Source organism: Streptomyces sp. NPDC056296 (assembly GCF_042268605.1).
GTDB lineage: Bacteria > Actinomycetota > Actinomycetes > Streptomycetales > Streptomycetaceae > Streptomyces.
The window spans coordinates 18,956-39,910 of sequence record NZ_JBHJRX010000002.1 but is presented as its reverse complement, the minus strand read 5'-3'; the positions used below and the strand labels follow the sequence as shown (position 1 = coordinate 39,910).

At 71.4% G+C, this 20,955-nt stretch carries 24 protein-coding genes and 1 pseudogene; 18 read left to right on the top strand and 7 right to left on the bottom strand.

Features of this window, described 5'->3' with window-relative positions:
* Positions 1–3: 3 nt before the first annotated feature.
* From leuD to ACFCZF_RS01815, 3 genes are all read left to right on the top strand, one after another.
* Positions 4–597 carry a 3-isopropylmalate dehydratase small subunit gene (gene leuD / locus ACFCZF_RS01825; RefSeq protein WP_375914374.1) on the top strand — a complete coding sequence of 198 codons (594 nt, stop codon included), beginning with the start codon at positions 4–6 and terminating at the stop codon, positions 595–597.
* 277 nt (positions 598–874) lie between these two features.
* A complete protein-coding gene (locus ACFCZF_RS01820) occupies positions 875–1,105 on the top strand; it encodes a hypothetical protein (protein ID WP_375914377.1) in 231 nt (76 codons plus the stop codon).
* Positions 1,106–1,242: 137 nt separating this feature from the next.
* Positions 1,243–1,902 carry an HU family DNA-binding protein gene (locus tag ACFCZF_RS01815; protein ID WP_376669963.1) on the top strand — a complete coding sequence of 220 codons (660 nt, stop codon included), beginning with the start codon at positions 1,243–1,245 and terminating at the stop codon, positions 1,900–1,902.
* A 141-nt stretch (positions 1,903–2,043) separates the two neighbouring features.
* On the opposite strand, the gene ACFCZF_RS01810 is transcribed toward ACFCZF_RS01815, so the two are convergent.
* Together ACFCZF_RS01810 and cofC are read right to left on the bottom strand one after the other, a co-directional pair.
* Positions 2,044–2,265: a hypothetical protein gene (locus ACFCZF_RS01810; RefSeq protein WP_376669962.1), complete on the bottom strand. Its 222-nt coding sequence runs from the start codon at positions 2,263–2,265 to the stop codon at positions 2,044–2,046.
* A gap of 9 nt (positions 2,266–2,274) precedes the next feature.
* Positions 2,275–2,913 (bottom strand): 2-phospho-L-lactate guanylyltransferase, encoded by a 639-nt coding sequence (gene cofC, locus ACFCZF_RS01805; RefSeq protein WP_376669961.1) that lies wholly within the window; start codon positions 2,911–2,913, stop codon positions 2,275–2,277.
* Positions 2,914–3,056: 143 nt separating this feature from the next.
* Here cofC and ACFCZF_RS01800 point away from each other — a divergent pair, with 143 nt between their 5' ends.
* From ACFCZF_RS01800 to ACFCZF_RS01790, 3 genes are all read left to right on the top strand, one after another.
* Positions 3,057–3,950, top strand: a complete 894-nt coding sequence (locus ACFCZF_RS01800; protein WP_376669960.1) for a 1-acyl-sn-glycerol-3-phosphate acyltransferase — start codon at positions 3,057–3,059, stop codon at positions 3,948–3,950.
* A complete protein-coding gene (locus ACFCZF_RS01795) occupies positions 3,947–4,957 on the top strand; it encodes an NAD(P)H-dependent glycerol-3-phosphate dehydrogenase (protein WP_310871018.1) in 1,011 nt (336 codons plus the stop codon). Before ACFCZF_RS01800 ends, ACFCZF_RS01795 begins: the two co-directional genes overlap by 4 nt.
* A gap of 103 nt (positions 4,958–5,060) precedes the next feature.
* Positions 5,061–6,218 (top strand): D-alanine--D-alanine ligase family protein, encoded by a 1,158-nt coding sequence (locus ACFCZF_RS01790; protein ID WP_376669959.1) that lies wholly within the window; start codon positions 5,061–5,063, stop codon positions 6,216–6,218.
* Positions 6,219–6,311: 93 nt separating this feature from the next.
* Here the strand turns inward: ACFCZF_RS01790 and ACFCZF_RS01785 are convergent.
* Both ACFCZF_RS01785 and ACFCZF_RS01780 read right to left on the bottom strand, forming a co-directional pair.
* A pseudogene (locus ACFCZF_RS01785) lies at positions 6,312–6,454 on the bottom strand (DUF3515 domain-containing protein); the annotation flags it as partial.
* Positions 6,451–6,684 carry an Lrp/AsnC family transcriptional regulator gene (locus ACFCZF_RS01780; protein WP_053137604.1) on the bottom strand — a complete coding sequence of 78 codons (234 nt, stop codon included), beginning with the start codon at positions 6,682–6,684 and terminating at the stop codon, positions 6,451–6,453. The pseudogene ACFCZF_RS01785 and the gene ACFCZF_RS01780, both read right to left, overlap by 4 nt.
* A 233-nt stretch (positions 6,685–6,917) precedes the next feature.
* On the opposite strand from ACFCZF_RS01780, the gene ACFCZF_RS01775 reads away from it, so the two are divergent.
* On the top strand, positions 6,918–7,886 hold the full coding sequence (locus ACFCZF_RS01775) for a thiamine-phosphate kinase (RefSeq protein WP_376669958.1): 969 nt from the start codon (positions 6,918–6,920) through the stop codon (positions 7,884–7,886).
* Positions 7,883–8,683 (top strand): bifunctional hydroxymethylpyrimidine kinase/phosphomethylpyrimidine kinase, encoded by an 801-nt coding sequence (thiD, locus tag ACFCZF_RS01770; protein ID WP_376669957.1) that lies wholly within the window; start codon positions 7,883–7,885, stop codon positions 8,681–8,683. Before ACFCZF_RS01775 ends, thiD begins: the two co-directional genes overlap by 4 nt.
* Before the next feature lie 176 nt (positions 8,684–8,859).
* On the opposite strand, the gene rpmB is transcribed toward thiD, so the two are convergent.
* Complete coding sequence (gene rpmB, locus ACFCZF_RS01765; protein WP_013000438.1) at positions 8,860–9,045, bottom strand: 50S ribosomal protein L28; 186 nt, start codon at positions 9,043–9,045, stop codon at positions 8,860–8,862.
* Positions 9,046–9,313: 268 nt separating this feature from the next.
* Between rpmB and ACFCZF_RS01760 the strand changes: the two genes are divergently transcribed.
* From ACFCZF_RS01760 to mutM, 9 genes are all read left to right on the top strand, one after another.
* Positions 9,314–11,044 carry a DAK2 domain-containing protein gene (locus tag ACFCZF_RS01760; protein WP_376669956.1) on the top strand — a complete coding sequence of 577 codons (1,731 nt, stop codon included), beginning with the start codon at positions 9,314–9,316 and terminating at the stop codon, positions 11,042–11,044.
* A 129-nt stretch (positions 11,045–11,173) separates the two neighbouring features.
* A complete protein-coding gene (gene recG, locus ACFCZF_RS01755; protein WP_376669955.1) occupies positions 11,174–13,390 on the top strand; it encodes an ATP-dependent DNA helicase RecG in 2,217 nt (738 codons plus the stop codon).
* A gap of 65 nt (positions 13,391–13,455) precedes the next feature.
* The gene (gene rsmD, locus ACFCZF_RS01750) at positions 13,456–14,043 is read left to right on the top strand and encodes a 16S rRNA (guanine(966)-N(2))-methyltransferase RsmD (RefSeq protein ID WP_376669954.1); all 588 of its coding nucleotides are present in this window, start codon (positions 13,456–13,458) and stop codon (positions 14,041–14,043) included.
* A gap of 26 nt (positions 14,044–14,069) precedes the next feature.
* Positions 14,070–14,549 (top strand): pantetheine-phosphate adenylyltransferase, encoded by a 480-nt coding sequence (gene coaD / locus ACFCZF_RS01745; RefSeq protein ID WP_121749373.1) that lies wholly within the window; start codon positions 14,070–14,072, stop codon positions 14,547–14,549.
* A gap of 120 nt (positions 14,550–14,669) precedes the next feature.
* Positions 14,670–15,788: a cell division initiation protein gene (locus ACFCZF_RS01740; RefSeq protein WP_376669953.1), complete on the top strand. Its 1,119-nt coding sequence runs from the start codon at positions 14,670–14,672 to the stop codon at positions 15,786–15,788.
* A 156-nt stretch (positions 15,789–15,944) separates the two neighbouring features.
* Positions 15,945–16,589 (top strand): DUF177 domain-containing protein, encoded by a 645-nt coding sequence (locus ACFCZF_RS01735; RefSeq protein ID WP_375914415.1) that lies wholly within the window; start codon positions 15,945–15,947, stop codon positions 16,587–16,589.
* Between the two features lie 2 nt (positions 16,590–16,591).
* Positions 16,592–16,765: a 50S ribosomal protein L32 gene (gene rpmF, locus ACFCZF_RS01730; protein WP_006139588.1), complete on the top strand. Its 174-nt coding sequence runs from the start codon at positions 16,592–16,594 to the stop codon at positions 16,763–16,765.
* A 7-nt stretch (positions 16,766–16,772) separates the two neighbouring features.
* Positions 16,773–17,633 carry a ribonuclease III gene (gene rnc, locus ACFCZF_RS01725; RefSeq protein WP_310871012.1) on the top strand — a complete coding sequence of 287 codons (861 nt, stop codon included), beginning with the start codon at positions 16,773–16,775 and terminating at the stop codon, positions 17,631–17,633.
* A 109-nt stretch (positions 17,634–17,742) separates the two neighbouring features.
* Entirely contained in the window at positions 17,743–18,603 is an 861-nt protein-coding gene (mutM, locus tag ACFCZF_RS01720; RefSeq protein WP_376669952.1) for a bifunctional DNA-formamidopyrimidine glycosylase/DNA-(apurinic or apyrimidinic site) lyase, read from the top strand.
* Here the strand turns inward: mutM and ACFCZF_RS01715 are convergent.
* Both ACFCZF_RS01715 and ACFCZF_RS01710 read right to left on the bottom strand, forming a co-directional pair.
* On the bottom strand, positions 18,593–18,997 hold the full coding sequence (locus tag ACFCZF_RS01715; protein WP_376669951.1) for a winged helix-turn-helix transcriptional regulator: 405 nt from the start codon (positions 18,995–18,997) through the stop codon (positions 18,593–18,595). The genes mutM and ACFCZF_RS01715 overlap by 11 nt on opposite strands.
* An 83-nt stretch (positions 18,998–19,080) precedes the next feature.
* A complete protein-coding gene (locus tag ACFCZF_RS01710) occupies positions 19,081–20,298 on the bottom strand; it encodes a CAP domain-containing protein (RefSeq protein ID WP_376670127.1) in 1,218 nt (405 codons plus the stop codon).
* 196 nt (positions 20,299–20,494) lie between these two features.
* On the opposite strand from ACFCZF_RS01710, the gene ACFCZF_RS01705 reads away from it, so the two are divergent.
* Positions 20,495–20,776 (top strand): acylphosphatase, encoded by a 282-nt coding sequence (locus ACFCZF_RS01705; protein WP_376669950.1) that lies wholly within the window; start codon positions 20,495–20,497, stop codon positions 20,774–20,776.
* Positions 20,777–20,955: the final 179 nt, after the last annotated feature.

Here is a 20,955-nt window from a genome sequence, read left to right as displayed (position 1 = left end):
GTCATGGAAGCATTCACCACGCACACCGGCCGGGCCGTCCCGCTGCGCCGCAGCAACGTCGACACCGACCAGATCATCCCCGCCCACTGGCTCAAGAAGGTGACGCGGGACGGGTTCGAGGACGGGCTGTTCGAGGCCTGGCGCAAGGACCCGGAGTTCGTGCTCAACCGGCCCGAGCGCGAGGGCGCCACGGTCCTGGTCGCCGGTCCCGACTTCGGCACCGGCTCCTCCCGTGAGCACGCCGTCTGGGCGCTGCAGAACTACGGCTTCAAGACCGTGATCTCCTCCCGCTTCGCCGACATCTTCCGCGGTAACTCGCTGAAGAACGGCCTGCTCACGGTGGTCCTCGACCAGAAGATCGTGGACGCCCTGTGGGAGCTGGCGGAGAACGACCCGCAGGCCGAGATCACGGTCGACCTCCAGGCCCGTGAGGTCCGCGCGGAGGGCATCACCGCCTCCTTCGAGCTGGACGAGAACTCCCGCTGGCGGCTGCTGAACGGCCTGGACGACATCTCGATCACCCTCCAGAACGAGGCGGACATCGCCACGTACGAGGCGAAGCGCCCGTCGTTCAAGCCGCAGACCCTCCAGGCCTGACCCCGGGGCCTCTTCGAAGGCCCCCGCAAGGTCGAGTTTCGGCCACCCCAACACCCCGGCTGTACCCCCGATCGGCCCGATCGGGGGTACAGCCGTTTCTGCTGCCGTTCGCGCTCGTGCGTCACGGCTGGGTCGCTCAACTTCCCACGTTAGAGGCGTGGTTGCTGGGGTACGCGAGTCGTGGAGGCGCGGCTTCCGTGTGTGCTCGGAAGGCCGTTTGAGGCGGCAGTTGCCCCCTGCGCAGGCGACAACTCGCCCCAGATGGCACAATCTGTGCATGGAACACGACGGCCAACTCGAGCTCTATGCGGCGGTCGCGGTCCGGCTCAAGGAAGCGCACACAAGAGTGCGCGCACTGCAAGTCCCGGAGGGCGTACGGATGGCGCTGACCCGGAAGCTGCTGGTCATTACGGCCGCGGCCAAACACGATCTCGCCGGTGCGGCAAGGCGCCTGGATCGGTTCACCGCCGACCTCGACGAGGGTCGATTCCCCGAAGAGGAAGGCTGAACAGACCGGGACCGCCCGAGTCCGTTGCGGCACAAGGGTGATTAGCCCGTTTCGTGTTTGATTTGCGGTATATATCTGCCTAACGTGCGAAAAAGCTTGAACACATTCGTTCTGGCGATGTCTCCGAAGGGGAAGACGTGAACAAGGCGCAGCTCGTAGAAGCGATTGCCGACAAGGTGGGCGGACGGCAGCAGGCCGCCGACGCCGTCGACGCGGTCCTGGACGCCCTCGTCCGTGCAGTGGTCTCGGGCGACCGGGTCTCGGTCACCGGCTTCGGTTCCTTCGAGAAGGTCGACCGCCCGGCCCGCTACGCCCGCAACCCTCAGACGGGCGAGCGGGTTCGGGTCAAGAAGACCTCCGTGCCGCGCTTCCGCGCGGGCCAGGGCTTCAAGGACCTGGTGAGCGGCTCGAAGAAGCTCCCGAAGAACGACATCGCGGTCAAGAAGGCCCCCAAGGGCAGCCTGTCCGGCCCGCCGCCCACCATCTCCAAGGCCGCGGGCAAGAAGGCCGCCGCCAAGAAGGCCACGAGCGCCGCGAAGAAGGCCACGGGCGCGGCCAAGAAGACGACCGCGGCGGCGAAGAAGACGACCGCGAAGAAGACCGCCGGTGCGGCGAAGACGGCGACGGCGAAGAAGGCCCCCGCCAAGAAGTCCACCGCCAAGACCACCACGGCGGCGGCGAAGAAGTCCACGGCCAAGAAGGCCCCCGCGAAGAAGGCGACCGCCAAGAAGGCCCCGGCCAAGAAGTCGACCGCCCGCAAGACCACCGCCAAGAAGGCCACCGCCCGCAAGAAGTAGCAGGTAGCAGCCGGTAGCAGCCGGCGACCGGGCACAGGGGCACTCACGCGCCGGGCCGGACTCCCTCTCGGAGTCCGGCCCGCGGCGTGTTCGGGGCCCGCGGGTCCCACAGGGCCCGGCGGAGCAGGCGGAGCAGAACGCTCAGAACGTCTGGAGCGTCACCAGCGTGATCCGGCGCTCCGCGCCCGCGCCCTCGTTCTCGCCCACGCCCTCGATCTCGATCCGCACCCGCTGTCCGGGCCGCAGCAGTCTCAGGCCCCCGGCGTCGAACGCCGCCGCGTCGAAGGGCACGGGCGTGCCGTCGTCGAGCAGCACCTGCCCGCTACGGCTTTCGGGGTCGTACGTGTATGCGGTCGCCTGCATGTCGGCAGCCTACTGCCCGGCGATCAGCAACCGCGCCGCCACCGCGGCCGTACGGGGCCCCACCCCCAGCGCCAGCGCGATGCGCAGGTCGCCGCCGGTGTCGACGTCCTGCCGTACGGAATCCACCGCGCCGAGGCACAGTTCCACCGCGCCGGACGCCCGGTGGCGGGCCCGGGAATCCGTACCGAATGCGGGGGCCAATTCCCGGCCCGGCGCCGCGGCCAGCAGGGTCGTCCCGATTCCGGCCGCGTCCGCGAGAAAAGCGCGCGGGAATTGTGTGGCCGCCGCCAGGACCCGCGCCAATTCCGCCGGCCGCAGCGCGGGCAGATCGGCGTTGAGCGCGGCCACCGGACTTTCGGGACGCGCCGCCCGTACCGTGGCCGCGCCGTGTGCCAGGGCGGCGTTCAGGCCGCCGCCGGGCTCGTCCGGGACGACCCTGGCGCCCAGCGCCGCCAGCTCCCGTCCGGCCCGCGCGTCGTCCGTGACTACTGCCACATCCGCCACCGCCGGGCAGGCCAGCACGGCTGCCACGGTGTCCTGGGCGAACGCCAGCGCGAGGTCCGGCCGCACCTCGCCGTCCGCGGTGTCCGACAGCCTGCTCTTGGCCCGGGCAAGGGGCTTCACGGGTACGACCAAGGTCCACTGCACGGGCGTTCCGTCCTTCTCTCGTCGCCGTCATTGTCACCTGGGGGACCTGGCGGTTCACTCTCCGGGGCGTACGGTGTTCTCGACAGACGGGCGGCCCGGGGCGACACTTGTCCGGCCCCAGGCCCTGGAGGAAAGGTGTCAGCGTGCCCCGCCGCAGAATCGGCTTCTGGTACCGCTTCGCCGCGGTGATCTGCAAACCGCCGCTGGTAGTTCTGATCAAGCGGGACTGGCGGGGAATGGAGAACATTCCGGCCGACGGTGGATTTATCACCGCCGTGAACCACAATTCGCACGTCGACCCCTTCGCGTACGCGCACTACCAGTACAACACCGGGCGCGTCCCGCGATTCCTGGCGAAGAGCGGCCTTTTCAAGAAAGGATTCGTCGGTGCCGCGATGCGGGGCACCGGACAGATCCCCGTCTACCGCGAGAGCACGGACGCGCTGAGCGCCTTCCGGGCCGCGATCGACGCCGTGGAGCGCGGCGAGTGCGTCGCCTTCTACCCCGAGGGCACCCTCACCCGCGACCCGGACGGCTGGCCGATGACCGCCAAGACCGGTGCCGCGCGCGTCGCCCTGCAGACCAAGTGCCCGGTGGTCCCGGTCGCCCAGTGGGGCTGCAACGAACTGCTGCCGCCGTACGCCAAGAAGCCCAGCCTTCTCCCGCGCAAGACCCACCGCGTGCTGGCGGGTCCGCCGGTCGACCTGTCGCGGTTCTACGACAAGGAGATGACCGCGGAGCTCCTGAAGGAGGCCACCGAGGTCATCATGGCCGCCGTCACCCGCCAGCTGGAGGAGATCCGCGGCGAGAAGGCACCCGAAACCCCCTACGACCCGCGCCGGGAGCGGATCGAGCAGCGGCGCCGGACACAGGCCCAGAACGAGCAGGCGCCGAACCAGCAGGCACAGAACCACCGGGCACAGAACCACCAGGCCCAGAACCACCAGGCGCCGAACCAGCAGGCACGGAATCAGCAGTCGCCGAACGAGCAGGCACAGACCCGGCGGTCGCAGCAGGCAGAAGGGCAGAGCGCGTGAGCAACCCGGTCAAGGCGGCCGTCTTCGGCACCGGATCGTGGGGCACGGCCTTCGGCATGGTCCTCGCCGACGCGGGGTGCGACGTCACCCTGTGGGGGCGCCGCGCCGAACTCGCCGACGCCGTCAACTCCACCCGGACCAACCCGGACTACCTGCCGGGCGTGGAACTCCCCGCGGGCCTGCGGGCCACCACCGACGCCGCCGAGGCCGCGCGGAACGCCGACTTCACCGTCCTCGCGGTGCCCTCCCAGACGCTGCGCGCCAACCTCGCCGACTGGGCACCCCTGCTGGCGCCCGGCACGATCCTGGTGTCCCTGATGAAGGGCGTCGAACTCGGCTCCGCGATGCGGATGAGCGAGGTGATCGACGACGTCGCCAAGGTGGGCGCCGAGCGCATCGCCGTGGTCACCGGGCCCAACCTGGCCCGGGAGATCGCCGCCCGCATGCCGGCCGCCGCCGTGGTCGCCTGCCCGGACGAGTCCGTCGCCCAGCGCCTCCAGACTGCCTGCCACACGCCGTACTTCCGCCCGTACACCAACACCGACGTCATCGGCTGCGAACTCGGCGGCGCCGTCAAGAACGTGATCGGGCTCGCCGTCGGCATCGCGGACGGCATGGGCCTCGGCGACAACGCCAAGGGCTCCCTCATCACCCGCGGCCTCGCCGAGACCACGCGCCTCGGTGTCGCCCTCGGCGCCGACCCGCTGACCTTCTCCGGACTGGCCGGACTCGGCGACCTGGTGGCGACCTGCTCCTCGCCGCTGTCCCGCAACCACACCTTCGGCACCAACCTCGGCAAGGGCATGACCCTCCAGGAGACCATCGCGGTCACCAAGCAGACCGCCGAGGGCGTCAAGTCCTGCGAGTCGGTGCTCGATCTGGCCCGCAGGCACGGCGTCGACATGCCGCTCACCGAGACGGTCGTCGGCATCGTGCACGAGGGCAAGCCGCCGGTGGTCGCGCTCAAGGAGCTGATGTCGCGCAGCGCGAAGCCCGAACGACGTTGAGCGACGCCGAGCGGCACCGGAACGGAAGCTGGGCGTCCACCCGCGCCACGCGGCCCCGCCGACGCTGTCTCGCGGCCCTACGGACGGGTACCCTCAACGCGATATGAGCACCGAGAACCTCCCCCAGAGCCCCGAGCAGCCGCCTCGCAAACCGCGTGTGGCCGTCGTGTTCGGCGGGCGCAGCTCCGAACACGGGATCTCCGTGGTCACCGCCGGCGCCGTCCTCGCGGCCATCGACCGGACGCGGTACGACGTCCTGCCGATCGGCATCACCAGGGACGGCCGCTGGGCCCTCACCGCCGACGAACCGGAACGCATGGCGATCACCGAACGCCGTACGCCCGACGTCGAGGAACTGGCCGAGTCGACCGAGGGCGGCGTGCTGCTGCCCGTCGACCCCGCGAGCCGCGAGGTCGTCTACAGCGAACCCGGCTCGGTGCCCAAGGCGCTGGGCGAGGTCGACGTCGTCTTCCCCGTGCTGCACGGCCCGTACGGCGAGGACGGTACCCTCCAGGGCCTGCTGGAGCTGTCCGGTGTTCCCTACGTCGGCGCGGGCGTGCTCGCCTCGGCCGTCGGCCAGGACAAGGAGTACATGAAGGCGGTCTTCACCTCCTACGGGCTGAAGGTCGGCCCGTACGTGGTGATCCGGCCCCGCGAGTGGGAGCAGGACCGTTCCGGCGCCCGCAAGAGGATCGTGGACTTCGCCGGCGAGCACGGCTGGCCGCTGTTCGTGAAGCCCGCGCGCGCGGGTTCCTCGATCGGCATCACCAAGGTCGACGACCTCTCCGGACTCGACGAGGCGATCGAGGAGGCCCGGCGCCACGACCCGAAGATCCTCATCGAGGCGGCGCTGCGCGGCCGGGAGATCGAGTGCGGGGTGCTGGAGTTCGAGGACGGTCCCCGCGCGTCCGTCCCCGCCGAGATCCCGCCGCCCTCGGAGCATGCGTACTACGACTTCGAGGCCAAGTACATCGACTCCACGCCCGGCATCGTGCCCGCCCCGCTCACGCACGAGGAGACCGCCGAGGTCCAGCGGCTCGCCGTCGAGGCGTTCGACGCGGCCTCCTGCGAGGGCTTGGTGCGCGCGGACTTCTTCCTCACCGAGGACGACGAGTTCGTGATCAACGAGATCAACACGATGCCCGGCTTCACGCCGATCTCCATGTACCCGCAGATGTGGCAGGCGAGCGGCGTGAGCTACCCGGAACTGGTGGACCGGCTGGTCCAGGCGGCGCTGCGGCGGCCCACGGGACTGCGCTGACGTATCGCCTCACGCACGACCCGGAAGGCGATCCCCTCGGGGATCGCCTTCCGCAGTATGATCAGCGGGTTTCCCCGGCCTGCCGCCCGTCGGTGGCAGCGCCTTGTCCGGGTTCCGGCACAGCTCGGTGACCTTGTGTCCGGGCCGGGAACCACCGCCGACCCGCTGTCGTCTGCTGAGGAGCAGCCCGCGGCGGCGATCAGCAGAGCGAGAGCGAGCGGGCGGAAGGGGGTCAGAGATGAACGACCGGGCAGGTCAGAGTACGGGTGATGCCGTCCACTTGCTGGACCTTGGCGACCACCATGCGACCCAGGTCGTCGACGGTGTCGGACTGGGCGCGGACGATGACGTCGTAGGGTCCTGTCACGTCCTCGGCCTGGATCACTCCAGGGATCTTGCTGATCGTCTCGGCGACGGTCGACGCCTTGCCGACCTCCGTCTGGATCAGGATGTACGCCTGTACCACGGAACCTCCAGAGCGGCCACGAGGATCATGTGGGGAAAAGGAACGCCACGGTATCGCGTCACCGCTCTTCGCGGGGAGACCCGTGGGGCGCGGGCCCCGCGCGCCGGGGTGCGGGAATGACACGAGTTGACGATCAGGCCGACCGCGGTGACGGTCATTTCGACCGTAACGAGGACAGAGATGACGCGCGACCGGGCACGGACAGGGACAGGGACAGAAGGGGAGCCAAGGCGATGAAGGGCACTGTTGGTGAGCTGGGGGAGTTCGGGCTCATCAGGGAGCTCACCTCCCGTCTCACCACCACCCCGGCGGTCCGGGTCGGCCCCGGCGACGACGCCGCCGTGGTGGCCGCGCCCGACCGCCGGGTGGTGGCCAGCACCGACATCCTCGTGGAGGGGCGGCACTTCCGCCGGGACTGGTCCACCGCGTACGACGTGGGCCGCAAGGCGGCGGCGCAGAACCTGGCCGACATCGCCGCCATGGGCGCCGTACCGACCGCACTGCTGCTCGGCCTGGTCGTGCCCGCCGAACTGCCGGTGACCTGGCCGACCGAGCTGATGGACGGGCTGCGCGACGAGTGTCAGGTCGCGGGCGCCTCCGTGGTCGGCGGCGACGTGGTGCGCGGCGACACGATCACCGTCTCCATCACCGCGCTCGGCGATCTGCGCAACCAGGAGCCCGTCACCCGCAGCGGCGCCCAGCCCGGCGACCTCGTCGCGGTGACCGGCTGGCTCGGCTGGTCCGCGGCCGGGTTCGCCGTACTGTCCCGGGGCTTCCGCTCGCCGCGCGCCTTCGTCGAGGCCCACCGCCGCCCGGAGCCGCCCTACCACGCGGGCCCGGCCGCCGCGGGCCTCGGCGCCACCGCGATGTGCGACGTGAGCGACGGACTGATCGCGGACCTGGGCCACATCGCGGAGGCCAGCAAGGTCAGGATCGACATCCGCTCCGGCCAGATCGACATCCCGTCCCAGATGAACGACATCGGCCAGGCCGTCGGCGTCGACCCCATGCAGTGGGTGCTCACCGGGGGAGAGGACCACGCGATCGTGGCGACCTTCCCGCCGGACGTGAAGCTGCCCGCCCGCTGGAAGGTCATCGGCGAGGTCCTCAACCCCTCCGCGCTGCCCCAGGTGACCGTCGACGGGGCGCCCTGGACGAGCAAGGGCGGCTGGGACCACTTCGGAGAGGACGTGGACGCATGACACCGCCCCTGGTGCTCACCGTGGCCGGCTCGGACTCCGGCGGCGGCGCCGGCATCCAGGCCGACCTGAAGACGATGCTCGCCCTGGGCACCCACGGCATGAGCGTGCTCACCGCGGTGACCGCGCAGAACTCCCTGGGCGTGCAGGGTGCCTGGGAACTGCCCGTGGACGCCGTGCGGGCCCAGTACCGCAGCGTCGTGGACGACATCGGCGTCCAGGCGGTCAAGACCGGGATGCTGTCCTCCGCGGAACTGGTCGAGACGGTCGCCGAGTTGATCGGCGGCACGGACGCACCGGCGGTCGTCGACCCGGTCGGCGTCTCCAAGCACGGCGACGCGCTGCTGGCCGCCTCCGCGCTGGACTCGGTCCGCACCAAGCTGCTGCCGGTCGCCACCGTCGCCACCCCGAACCTCGACGAGGTCGCCCAACTCACCGGCGTACGGGTCGAGACGGACGCCGATCTGCGCCGGGCCGCGGCGGCCGTGCTGGAGTACGGGCCGCGCTGGGTGCTGATCAAGGGCGGCCATCTGGCCGGCGACGCCGTCGACCTGCTCACCGACGGCTCCGAGGAACACTGGCTGCGCGCCCCCCGTCTCGACAACCGGCACACGCACGGCACGGGCTGCACCCTCGCGTCGGCCGTCGCCTGCGGTCTGGCGAAGGGGCGGTCGGTACCCGAGGCGGTCGCGGCGGCCAAGGAGTACGTCACCGGGGCGATCGCGGCCGGATTCAAGCTCGGCGGCGGCATCGGGCCGGTGGACCACGGCTGGGCGCTCGGGCGGGACCACGGCTGCTGAAAGTCCGGGCGAGGCCACAGGGGGCGTTCTGGCGGGACGCCCCCCTGTGACGTGGGCGGGGCGTGGGCGGGACTACCGGCCGGGCAAGGTCTCCGGCACGGCAAAAAGCCGGCCCACCCGAGGTGGACCGGCTCCATGCAGCGGACCAGGCAGTGGCCGCGCGCTCAGCTGACGCGTCAGCGCGAGACCTTCCCGGCCTTGATGCACGAGGTGCAAGCGTTCACGCGCTTCGGCGTCCCGCCGACCACGGTACGCACACGCTGGATGTTCGGGTTCCAGCGACGGGACGTACGGCGGTGCGAGTGCGAGATGTTGTTGCCGAAGCTCGGCCCCTTGCCACAGACGTCGCAGTTGGCAGCCACGGGTCACTCCAAAGACTTCAGATGCACTTACGGTTGACCCCGGCATGCCGGGATCAAGGTTCCGGGGCCGCGAGCGGTCCGGGGTCTGAGTGGCGGTGCCAGGGGGGAGAGCCCGATCGGGATCGGGCAACCGGAGCAGCATACAACGGCTGCTCCCGTACAACGAAACTACCATGGCAGCTCAGGGGCCCGCCCCCGGCCCACTTCCGGTGGGCACCCTCCCAAGGTCTACGCTGCCTGCCACGTCCAGCAGCTCAGGGAGGCGCAGGTGGCGCAGGTGCCGCAGAGGTTCTTCGACGCTCTGGCGGTGCGTACCTGGTGCGGTCTGTCGCTGCGCGCACTGGGGCAGGCACGCGAGGAGATCGACGCGATCAACGTCTATCCGGTCGCGGACGGGGACACCGGCACCAACCTGTATCTGACCGTCGAGTCGGCCGTCGCCGCGGTGGAGGCGGTGTTCGCGGCGCACGCGGTGGACGCCGGGGAGCCGGACGCCGAGGAGCCGGACGCGGGCGGCGGTCCCTCGCTGGCCGATGCCGTGGGCGCCATGGCGCACGGCGCGCTGATCGGCGCGCGCGGCAACTCCGGGACGATCCTCGCGCAGCTGCTGCGCGGCATGGCCCAGGTGCTCACCGCCGGGGGTGAACCCGCTCACACCGATGGTCCGGGCCTGCGGCTGGCCCTGCGGCACGCGGCCGAATCCGCCCGGCAGGCCGTGGCCCACCCGGTCGAGGGCACCGTCCTGACCGTCGCCTCGGCCGCCGCCGACGCGGCGGACGACGCGGCCGAGGGTACGGAGGGCGGTGCGGAGGGCGACTGCGAGGCGGTGGCCCGGGCGGCCTACGAGGGCGCCCGCGCGGCACTCGCCGCGACCCCGGGCCAGCTGCCCGTCCTGGAGCGCGCCGGAGTCGTCGACGCCGGCGGACACGGTCTCGTGACGGTCCTCGCGGCCCTGGTGGAGACGTTCACGGGCCGTGCGCCGGGGCCGAAACCGGTCGCCGTGCCGCACGCGCGCGTGGCGCACGGCGACGAGGCCGCCGCGGGGGAGTGCGCCACGGAGGAGGGCGACGAGAGCGGCCCGGCCTTTGAGGTGATCTACCTCCTGGAGGCCGAGGACGCGGCCGTGACGCGGCTGCGGCAGCGGCTCGACGCCCTCGGGGACTCGCTCGTCGTGGTCGGCGGCGACGGACTGTGGAACGTCCACGTGCACGTCGACGACGCGGGTGCCGCCGTGGAGGCGGGCGTCGAGGCCGGGCGGCCGTACCGGATCCGGATCACCCACTTCGGGCACGGCGACGCGCACACCAGCGCGGCCGAGCGCATGCCCCGTGAGCGCGCCCAGCGGGCCGTGGTGGCCGTCGTGCCGGGGGAGGGCCTGGCCGGGCTCTACACCGAGGCCGGCGCGACCACCGTGCTCGCGCGCCCCGGGGAACCGCCCGCGAGCGGGGAACTCGTCCAGGCCGTACGGCGGGCACACGCGCGCGAGGTCGTCCTGCTGCCCAACGACGCCGAGCTGCGCCACACCGCCGCCGCGGCGGCCGAGCAGGCCCGCACCGAAGGCATCCGCGTCGCCCTGATCCCGACCCGCTCCGCGGTCCAGGGCATCGCCGCGCTCGCCGTGCACGAGCCCGAGCGGCGCTTCGACGAGGACGTGGTGGCGATGACCTCGGCGGCGGGCGCCACCCGCCACGCCGAGGTCGCCGTCGCCGAACGCCAGTCGTGGACCACGGCCGGCATCTGCCAGGCCGGTGACGTGCTCGGCCTCGTCGACGGCGACGTGGCCGTGATCGGCGCGGACGTCACGGAGGTCGCCGCGACCGTCCTGGACCGCATGCTCGCGGCCGGCGGCGAGCTGGTCACCCTGGTCCTCGGCGACGAGGCCCCCGAGACCGTCACCGCCCACCTGGAGGCCCGCGTCCGGGGGGCGTATCTCGCCGTCGACACGGTGGTCTACCGGGGCGGCCGGCAGGGTTCGCTGCTGCTGATCGGCGTGGAGTAGGGCGGTCGCGGTCGGCGGCGCGGGTTTCCCGGGAGGTGGGCGGCCGTACCGCCGGGTTCCGGGAGGTAGCCGGCCGGTACCGCCGGTTTCCGGGGAGGTGTGGGGCCATTGTCAGTGGCGTGGTGTGCAATGGATCTCGTGCCCGCACTGCGAGAACCCCTGAAGAAGGTGCTCGGCCCCGCCACCGCGAAGGTGATGGCCGAGCACCTCGGCCTGCACACCGTCGGCGACCTCCTCCACCACTACCCCCGCAGATACGAGGAGCGCGGCCAGCTCACCCACCTCGCCGACCTGCCGATGGACGAGCACGTCACGGTGGTGGCCCAGGTCGCCGACGCCCGCCTGCACACCTTCGCCTCGTCGAAGGCGCCGCGCGGCAAGGGGCAGCGCCTCGAAGTCACCATCACGGACGGCCACGGCCGCCTCCAGCTCGTCTTCTTCGGTCACGGCGTCCACAAGCCCCACAAAGAGCTGCTGCCGGGCACCCGCGCGATGTTCGCGGGCAAGGTCTCCGTCTTCAACCGCCGACTGCAACTGGCCCACCCGGCGTACGAGTTGCTGCGCGGCAATGATGACGACGACCCGGCCGAGAGCGTCGAGTCCTGGGCGGGCGCCCTTATCCCCCTCTACCCGGCCACCGCCAAGCTGGAGTCCTGGAAGATCGGCAAGGCGATCCAGACGGTGCTGCCCAGCGCGCAGGAGGCCGTCGACCCCCTCCCCGGCTCCCTGCGCGAGGGACGTGGCCTGGTCTCCCTCCCCGAAGCCCTCCTGAAGATCCACCGCCCGCACACCAAGGCGGACGTCGAGGACGCCCGCGCCCGCCTGAAGTGGGACGAGGCCTTCGTCCTCCAGGTCGCCCTCGCCCGCCGCCGCCACGCGGAGACCCAACTCCCCGCCGTCCCCCGGAAACCGAGTCCGGACGGCCTGCTCACGGCCTTCGACGACCGTCTCCCCTTCACCCTCACGGACGGCCAGCGGAAGGTCTCCCGGGAGATCTTCGACGACCTGGCCACCGACCACCCGATGCACCGGCTCCTCCAGGGGGAGGTCGGCTCCGGGAAGACGATGGTGGCCCTGCGCGCCATGCTCGCCGTCGTCGACGCGGGCGGGCAGGCCGTGATGCTCGCGCCCACCGAGGTGCTCGCCCAGCAGCACCACCGGTCGGTCGTCGAGATGATGGGGGAGCTGGCCGAGGGAGGCATGCTCGGCGGCGCGGAGCACGCCACCAAGGTGGTGCTGCTCACCGGGTCCATGGGCGCCGCCGCCCGCCGCCACGCCCTGCTCGACCTGACCACCGGCGAGGCCGGCATCGTCATCGGCACCCACGCGCTGATCGAGGACAAGGTGCAGTTCCACGACCTCGGCCTGGTCGTCGTCGACGAACAGCACCGCTTCGGCGTCGAGCAGCGCGACGCCCTGCGCGGCAAGGGGAAACAGCCGCCGCATCTGCTCGTCATGACCGCCACGCCGATCCCGCGCACCGTCGCCATGACCGTCTTCGGCGACCTGGAGACCTCCGTCCTGGACCAGCTCCCGGCCGGTCGTTCCCCGATCGCCAGCCATGTCGTCCCGGCCGCCGACAAACCGCACTTCCTCGCCCGGGCCTGGGAACGGGTCCGCGAGGAGGTGTCCAACGGCCACCAGGCGTACGTCGTCTGCCCGCGCATCGGCGACGAGGACGACGCCCCGACGAAGGGGTCTCAGAAGCCCCCCGAGGGTGATGCGGAGAAGCGGCCTCCGCTCGCGGTCCTCGACATCGCCGAGCAGCTGGCGCAAGGCCCGCTCCAGGGCCTCAAGGTCGAGGTCCTGCACGGCCGTATGCAGCCCGACGACAAGGACGCCGTCATGCGCCGCTTCGCAGCCGGGGAGACCGACGTCCTGGTCGCCACGACCGTCATCGAGGTAGGCGTCAACGTCCCCAACGCCACCGCGATGGTGATCATGGACGCCGACCGCTTCGGCGTCTCCCAGCTCCACCAGCTGCGCGGCCGCGTCGGCCGAGGCTCCGCCCCCGGTCTGTGCCTGCTGGTCAGCGAGATGCCCGAGGCGAGCGCCGCCCGGCAGCGCCTGGGCGCCGTCGCCGGCACCCTCGACGGCTTCGAGCTCTCCCGCATCGACCTCGAACAGCGCCGCGAGGGCGACGTACTCGGCCAGGCCCAGTCCGGCGCCCGCACCTCCCTGCGCGTCCTCGCCGTCATCGAGGACGAGGAGATCATCGCCGAGGCGCGGGAGGAGGCGGCAGCGGTGGTGGCCGCCGACCCGGAGCTGACGGGCCTGCCCGCGCTGCGGACGGCTCTGGACGCACTGCTGGACGACGAGCGGGAGCAGTACCTGGAGAAGGGCTGACAGACTGGGAACGGACACCGTCCGCACACCCGAGCACACCCGAGCACACCGACAAGGACCCGAAGATGACCCGCGTGATCGCCGGCAAAGCCGGCGGACGCCGCCTCGCCGTCCCGCAGGGAACCGGCACCCGCCCCACCTCCGACCGTGCGCGCGAGGGCCTCTTCTCCACCTGGCAGTCCCTGCTCGGCGGCCCGCTGGACGGCGAGCGGGTCATCGACCTGTACGCCGGTTCCGGCGCCGTCGGCCTGGAGGCGCTGTCCCGGGGCGCGGGGCACGTCCTGCTCGTCGAGGCCGACGCCCGCGCCGCCCGCACGGTCCGGGAGAACGTCAAGGCGCTCGGCCTGCCCGGCGCCGAGGTCCGGGCGGGCAAAGCGGAACAGATCATCCGTACCCCGGCCCCGGCCGAGCCGTACGACATCGTCTTCCTCGATCCGCCGTACGCCGTCTCGGACGACGATCTTCGGGAGATCCTGCTCACACTCCGCTCGGAGGGGTGGCTCACCGGGGAAGCGCTCGTCACCGTGGAGCGCAGCACCAGGGGCGGCGAATTCCACTGGCCCCAGGGCTTCGACGCGATCCGGTCCCGTCGCTACGGCGAGGGAACGTTTTGGTACGGTCGCGCCGCCTCTACGTGCGAAGACGCACGATGACCGGACCGGAGAGCGAGGGAACTCAAGTGCGCCGCGCCGTCTGTCCCGGGTCATTCGACCCGATCCACAACGGACATCTCGACATCATCGCCCGTGCCTCCAGCCTCTATGACGAGGTCTACGTCGCGGTGATGATCAACCGGTCCAAGAAGAGCCTGTTCGAGATCGAGGAGCGGATCGACCTCATCCGCCAGGTCACCGCCGAGTACGGGAACGTGCGCGTGGAGTCCTTCCACGGCCTCCTCGTCGACTTCTGCAAGCAGCGCGAGATCCCGGCCATCGTCAAGGGCCTGCGCGCCGTCAGCGACTTCGACTACGAACTGCAGATGGCCCAGATGAACAACGGCCTCTCGGGCGTGGAGACCCTCTTCATCCCCACCAACCCCACCTACAGCTTCATGTCGTCCTCCCTGGTCAAGGAGGTCGCCACCTGGGGCGGCGACATCTCCCACCTGGTGCCGCCGCTGGTCCTCGAAGCCCTCTCCGGACGCCTGAAGAAGGACTGACGCCCCCGTCGGACAGCTGCCGGGGCTGACAAGCCGTCACCCGGTGTCCCCCGGACACCCCAGGGTCGTACAGTCGTCCCGTCCGTCTCCAACACAGCTGTAGAGAGTGGCGAGCACACGGTGGACGTGCAGAAGAAGCTCGACGAGATCAGCGCGATGGTCTCCGGCGCCCGCGCCATGCCCATGTCGGCCTCGTGCGTGGTCAACCGCGCCGAACTGCTCTCGATGCTGGAAGAGCTGCGCGCCGAGCTGCCCGGATCCCTCGCCCAGGCCCAGGAGCTGATCGGCGACCGCGACCAGATGGTCGCGCAGGCCCGCCAGGAGGCCGACCGGATCATCGAGGGCGCGCAGGCCGAGCGCGGTTCCCTGATCTCCGACACCGAGGTCGCCCGCCGCTCCCAGGCCGAGGCCGACCGGATCCTCGCCGAGGCCCGCCAGGAGGCCGAAGAGGTCCGCGCCGAGGCCGACGACTACGTCGACTCCAAGCTCGCCAACTTCGAGGTCGTCCTCACCAAGACCCTCGGCTCCGTCGGCCGGGGCCGCGAGAAGCTCCTCGGCACCGGACCCGGCCTCGACGAGAACGGCTACGAGGACGAGGACGCCCCCGAGCGCAGCCACGACCCGGAGATCCTGCGCCGCGACGCCGACACCTACGTCGACACCAAGCTCGGCGCCTTCGAGGCCGTACTGGCCAAGACCCTGGACGCGGTCGGCAGGGGCCGCCAGAAGCTGCACGGCCGGATCGCCACCGACGACCTCGGCGCCCTCGCGGACGACATGAGCACCGTCCAGCACTCCAGCGACGCGGACTACCTCGCCGACCTGGCCGGCCTCTCCGACGCCCCCGCCGGGCAGCCGCAGCAGCGGGAGTACGGCGAGCAGCAGCCGGCGGCGGCACAGGTACCGGCGCAGGCCGTGCCGGAGATGCCGACGCAGCAGCCGGCGTACGGCTACGCCCAGCAGCAACCCGATCCCTACGCGGGCTACCAGCAGGCCTACGGCGGCCAGCAGGACCCGTACGGTTACCAGCAGCAGACGGCGGACCCGTACGCCTACCAGTACGACGCCCAGCAGCAGGCGTACGACGGCCAGCAGGGCTACGCCCAGACCCAGCAGCCCCCGCAGCCGCAGCAGCCCCCGCAGGCTGAGCCGCAGGCCCTCGACGAGACCAGTCTCTTCGACACCAGCATGATCAGCGCCGAGCAGCTGAGGGCCTACGAACAGGGCCGCGGACTCTAGCCGGGGGCTCCGCCCCGGACGCCGCCCCGGGCCGGATTGGGCCGAAAGCGAATGGTCCAGTATCCTGGCTCTTCGGTCGCGCGTACGTCCGCGATCGCCGCTGCCCGGGAACACCGAAGGGCGGCACCCCCACACTCACGAAGACCGAAAGCAGGAATGGTTCTGAACGCGCGCCTCGACCACCGCAACCCCCTCGTGTTCGACACACACGAGCTGGGACGGCGGCCCGGTGCGCTGCAGCGCCTGACCCGCACGGTCGACGCTCCCAAGGACTTCGGTATCCAGGGAGTCATCGGAGTGCCGGAAGGCGCCCCGGTGGAACTCGATCTCCGGCTCGAGTCGGTCATGGAAGGGGTGCTCGTCACAGGCACCGCCCGTGCCAAGGCCGAGGGGGAGTGCGTAAGGTGTCTGGAGCCGCTCGAGCAGCAGCTTGTGGCGGACTTCCAGGAGATGTTCTCGTACCCTGACGCCGACGACCGGGGCCGCCCTGCGGCGGAACCGGCCGACGACGCCGAGGAAGACGAGGACAGGCTCTTCGTCGAGGACGGACTGATCGGCCTCGAACCCGTGCTGCGCGACGCGGTGGTGCTCGCACTGCCGATGCAGCCGGTGTGCCAGGAAGACTGCCCGGGTCTGTGCTCCGAGTGTGGAGCACGCCTGGCGGACGACCCGGACCACCACCACGATGCCGTCGACATTCGTTGGGCGGCTTTGCAGGGACTCGCCGGTTCACTCGGAGACGGCGAGAAGGACGAGATGAGCGGCGCCGAACCTGGCGTCGACGAGAAGCAGGAGAAGTAGCCGTGGCTGTTCCGAAGCGGAAGATGTCGCGCAGCAACACGCGCCACCGCCGGTCGCAGTGGAAGGCTGCGGTCCCCACCCTGGTTGCGTGCGAGCGCTGCCACGAGCCCAAGCTGCAGCACATCGCGTGCCCCGCTTGCGGCACTTACAACAAGCGCCAGGTCCTCGAGGTCTGAGCGGCTGGTGAGAGGCACTGTGTCAGTCCCCAAGAAGGCGGAAGACGCCAAGGCGGACCCACCCGCCAAGAAGAAGGCGGACACCCAGGCCTCGTCCCACACGCTTCTGGAAGGGCGGCTCGGCTATCAGCTCGAGTCCGCCCTTCTGGTGCGTGCACTGACCCACCGTTCCTACGCGTACGAGAACGGCGGTCTGCCGACGAACGAGCGGCTGGAGTTCCTCGGTGACTCCGTCCTCGGCCTCGTCGTCACGGACACGCTGTACCGCACCCACCCCGACCTGCCCGAAGGCCAGCTGGCCAAGTTGCGGGCCGCGGTGGTCAACTCGCGTGCGCTGGCGGAGGTGGGCCGTGGGCTCGACCTCGGCTCCTTCATCCGGCTCGGCCGCGGTGAAGAGGGCACGGGTGGCCGGGACAAGGCATCCATCCTCGCCGACACCCTTGAAGCGGTGATCGGCGCGGTCTATCTCGACCAGGGCCTCGACGCGGCCTCCGAACTGGTACACCGCCTGTTCGACCCGCTGATCGAGAAGTCCTCGAACCTCGGTGCCGGCCTGGACTGGAAGACCAGCCTCCAGGAACTCACCGCGACCGAAGGGCTCGGCGTCCCCGAGTACCTGGTCACGGAGACCGGCCCGGACCACGAGAAGACCTTCACTGCTGCCGCCCGCGTCGGAGGCGTCTCGTACGGCACCGGCACCGGCCGCAGCAAGAAGGAGGCGGAGCAGCAGGCCGCGGAATCCGCGTGGCGGTCCATCCGGGCCGCGGCGGACGAGCGCGCCAAGGTGACCGCGGCCGAAGCGGCGGCCCAGCCCGCCGCCGAAGCAGCGGCCCAGCCGAGCGCCGACGCCCCGTCGGCCTCTGCCTGATCCGTCCGATCCATCTGAGCTCCATCTGATTCATCGCGCGTTCCGAACGCCCGCCCCACTCCAGGGGCGGGCGTTCGGGCTCGTCCACCGGACCGTCCGAGGGGATGCCATGCCCGAGTTGCCCGAGGTCGAGGTCGTCCGGCGCGGCCTGGAGCGCTGGGTCGCCCACCGCACCGTCGCCGACGCCGAGGTACTGCACCCGCGCGCGGTACGCCGGCACATCGCGGGCCCCGACGACTTCGCCCAGCGCCTCAAGGGCCACCGCATCGGCACGCCCAGCCGCCGCGGCAAATACCTGTGGCTGCCACTGGAGGACACCGGCCAGGCGATCCTGGCCCACCTCGGCATGAGCGGCCAGCTGATGGTCCAGCCGCACGAGGCACCGGCCGAGAAGCACCTGCGCATCCGCGTCCGCTTCACCGACGCCCTGTCCACCGAACTCCGCTTCGTCGACCAGCGCACCTTCGGCGGCCTGTCCCTGCACGACACCACCCCCGACGGACTGCCCGACGTCATCGCGCACATCGCCCGCGACCCCCTCGACCCGCTCTTCGACGACGAGGCGTTCCACCTCGCGCTGCGCCGCAAGCGCACCACGATCAAACGGGCCCTGCTCGACCAGTCACTGATCAGCGGCGTCGGCAACATCTACGCCGACGAGGCCCTGTGGCGCTCCCGCCTGCACTACGAACGCCCCACCGCGACCTTCAACCGCCCCCGCACCGCCGAACTCCTCGGCCACGTGCGCGACGTGATGAACGCGGCCCTCGCCGTGGGCGGCACCAGCTTCGACAGCCTCTACGTCAACGTCAACGGCGAGTCCGGCTACTTCGACCGGTCGCTCGACGCGTACGGCCGCGAGGGCCTGCCCTGCCGCCGCTGTGCCACACCGATGCGCCGCCGGCCGTGGATGAACCGCTCCAGCTACTTCTGCCCGAAGTGCCAGCGGGCGCCGAGGATCACACCGTAGGGATCTGCCGGGCGTCGTACCGCTCACGCGAGGCCAGCACCTCGTCCATCCGCCCCTCCAGGCACTGGATGAGCGCGATGAGCCGCCCGGCCACCGCGTGTCCCAGGGACGTGAGTTCGTAGTCCACGCGGGGTGGGTTGGTGGGCTGGGCCTCGCGGTGCACCAGACCGTCGCGCTCCAGCGCGTGCAGGGTCTGGGCCAGCATCTTCTCGCTGACGCCGTCGACGCGGCGCCGCAGCTCGTTGAACCGGAAGGAGCCCTCGTGCAGCGCGCCGAGCGTCAGCGCGCCCCAGCGCCCCGTGACGTGCTCCAGGGTGCCGCGCGAGGGACAGGCCCTGGAGAACACGTCGTACGGGAAGTCCTGCTCCTCCGTGCGCTCCTGCGTGGTCGACATACGCCCAGCGTACGTGAGCGCAGCGCTGAGTCGCAGGTCGCGCTGAGCCCCGGACAACGCTCCAGCGCTCCCCCGGGGTATCGCTAGTAGCCGAAGTTCTGGGTCCACCAGGGGCCGCCGGAGCCGAAGTGGACTCCGACCCCCAGGGTCTGGAAGTCGCAGTTCAGGATGTTGGCCTTGTGGCCCGGGCTGTCCATCCAGGCGTCCATCACGGCCTGGGCGTCGGCCTGTCCGCGGGCTATGTTCTCGCCGCCGAGGCCGCTTATCCCGGCCGCCTCGGCCCGGTCCCAGGGGGTCGCGCCGCTGGGGTCGGTGTGGTCGAAGAAGCCCTGCGTGGCCATGGCCTCGCTGAAGTCCTCGGCCAGTTCGCGCAGCGCGCTGTTCGCGGCCACCGGGCTGCAGCCCACCTTGGCCCGCTCGTCGTTGACGAGCTTGAGCACCTGGGCCTGGGCGACGGCCTCGTCCGACACGGCGGCGGGCGCGCTGGGCTGCTCGGGCTTCTTGTCGGCCGGCCGCGACGGCGTGGGCTTCGGCTTCGTGCTGGGGGTCGTCTCCGGCTTCGCGGGCTTCTTCGTCTTCGACGGCGTCTCGGCCGGGGCGGCGGGCTTCGAGGCCGATGCCGAGGGCGAGGACGGCGAAGGGGAGGAGGACCCGGGCGAGGAGGGCTCGGCGGACCCTGAGGACTCGGCGGACTCGGCGGACTCGGAGGGCGACGAGGACCGGTCGGTGCCGCGGCTCGTGGAGGCGTCGCCGCCGCGGCCGGTCTCGGCGCTGCCGGAGGCGCCGCCCTGCTCGGACGGCGTGTTCGTCGGGGCGTCCTGGGACTGCACCCGGTCGCCCCCGCCGCTGCCGCCGCCGATCCGGTAGTTGTCGAGCCCGGGCACCGCGCCCGTGGCCACCGCCACCGTGCCGATGGCGACCGCGGCCGAGACACCGAGCAGGCCCGTGCGGACCGGGGTGACGCCCTTCTTCTTGCGGCGGCGGTGCGTGCCCGCGCGCTGCGGACCGTCGTCGGGGGAGAAACCGTCGCTCGGGAAGGGGACCGTGCGGCCGGCCCGCGGGTGGCCCTCGCCCCCGTCGCCGTCCGGGTCGTCCGGCGCGAACAGGTAGGCGTCGCTCTTCGCACGGACCTCGGCGTACGCCTCGGGGTTCAGATAGGGCGCGATCCCCATGGTGGGGCGATCGCCCGCGTCCGGGGCCTGCGGGTCACGGCCCCGTCCCGTCGCACCGTCCGGCTGATGGCCCCCCGCGGCGCGGCCCGTGGCGGCGCGGCCGGCGGCGGAGCGTCGGTGGCGTCCCATGTTCTGGCCTTCCTCGTCCTCGCGGCCCTCGCGGTCCTCGCGCTGGACGTGTCCTCGCGGTCGACGTGTCCTCACGATCAACACGGAACTCACACGATCGAGTGAGTTTCAGGTGAGATTCGTTGGGTGGGGACGGTACCGCATGGCGCCAGGGGGTGAAGTGTCCGGCGAGACATTGACTGGTTAGGTTGCAGTCATGAGCGAGGATGTACGGCTGGTCGCGTGGGTGCGCGGACAGGTCCAGGGTGTGGGTTTCCGCTGGTTCACGCGGGCCAGGGCGCTGGAGCTCGGTGGGATGAGTGGTTTTGCTCTCAATTTGGCCGACGGGCGAGTCCAGGTCGTCGCGGAGGGCCCGCGCGAGCGCTGCGAAGGACTGCTCGCCTGGCTGCACGGTGCCGACACGCCCGGACGAGTGGACGGTGTCACAGAGATCTGGGACACACCCCGCGGGGGCTACGAGGGCTTCGCCATCCGCTGACACCGGACCGCGCGGAGGCTCTCCGGAGCCCGGTGCGACCGTCCGGGGAGAGGCGTCCGGAGCGGAAACGGGCAGGTGGTTGCCAAGAACGGCATGGCGTGGCAGGCTCCGCACGCAGGATGATCGCCACGCCCCCAGGGGCCCGCAGGAGTCGCCGCGTCGCCGTTTCCAGGCCGCGT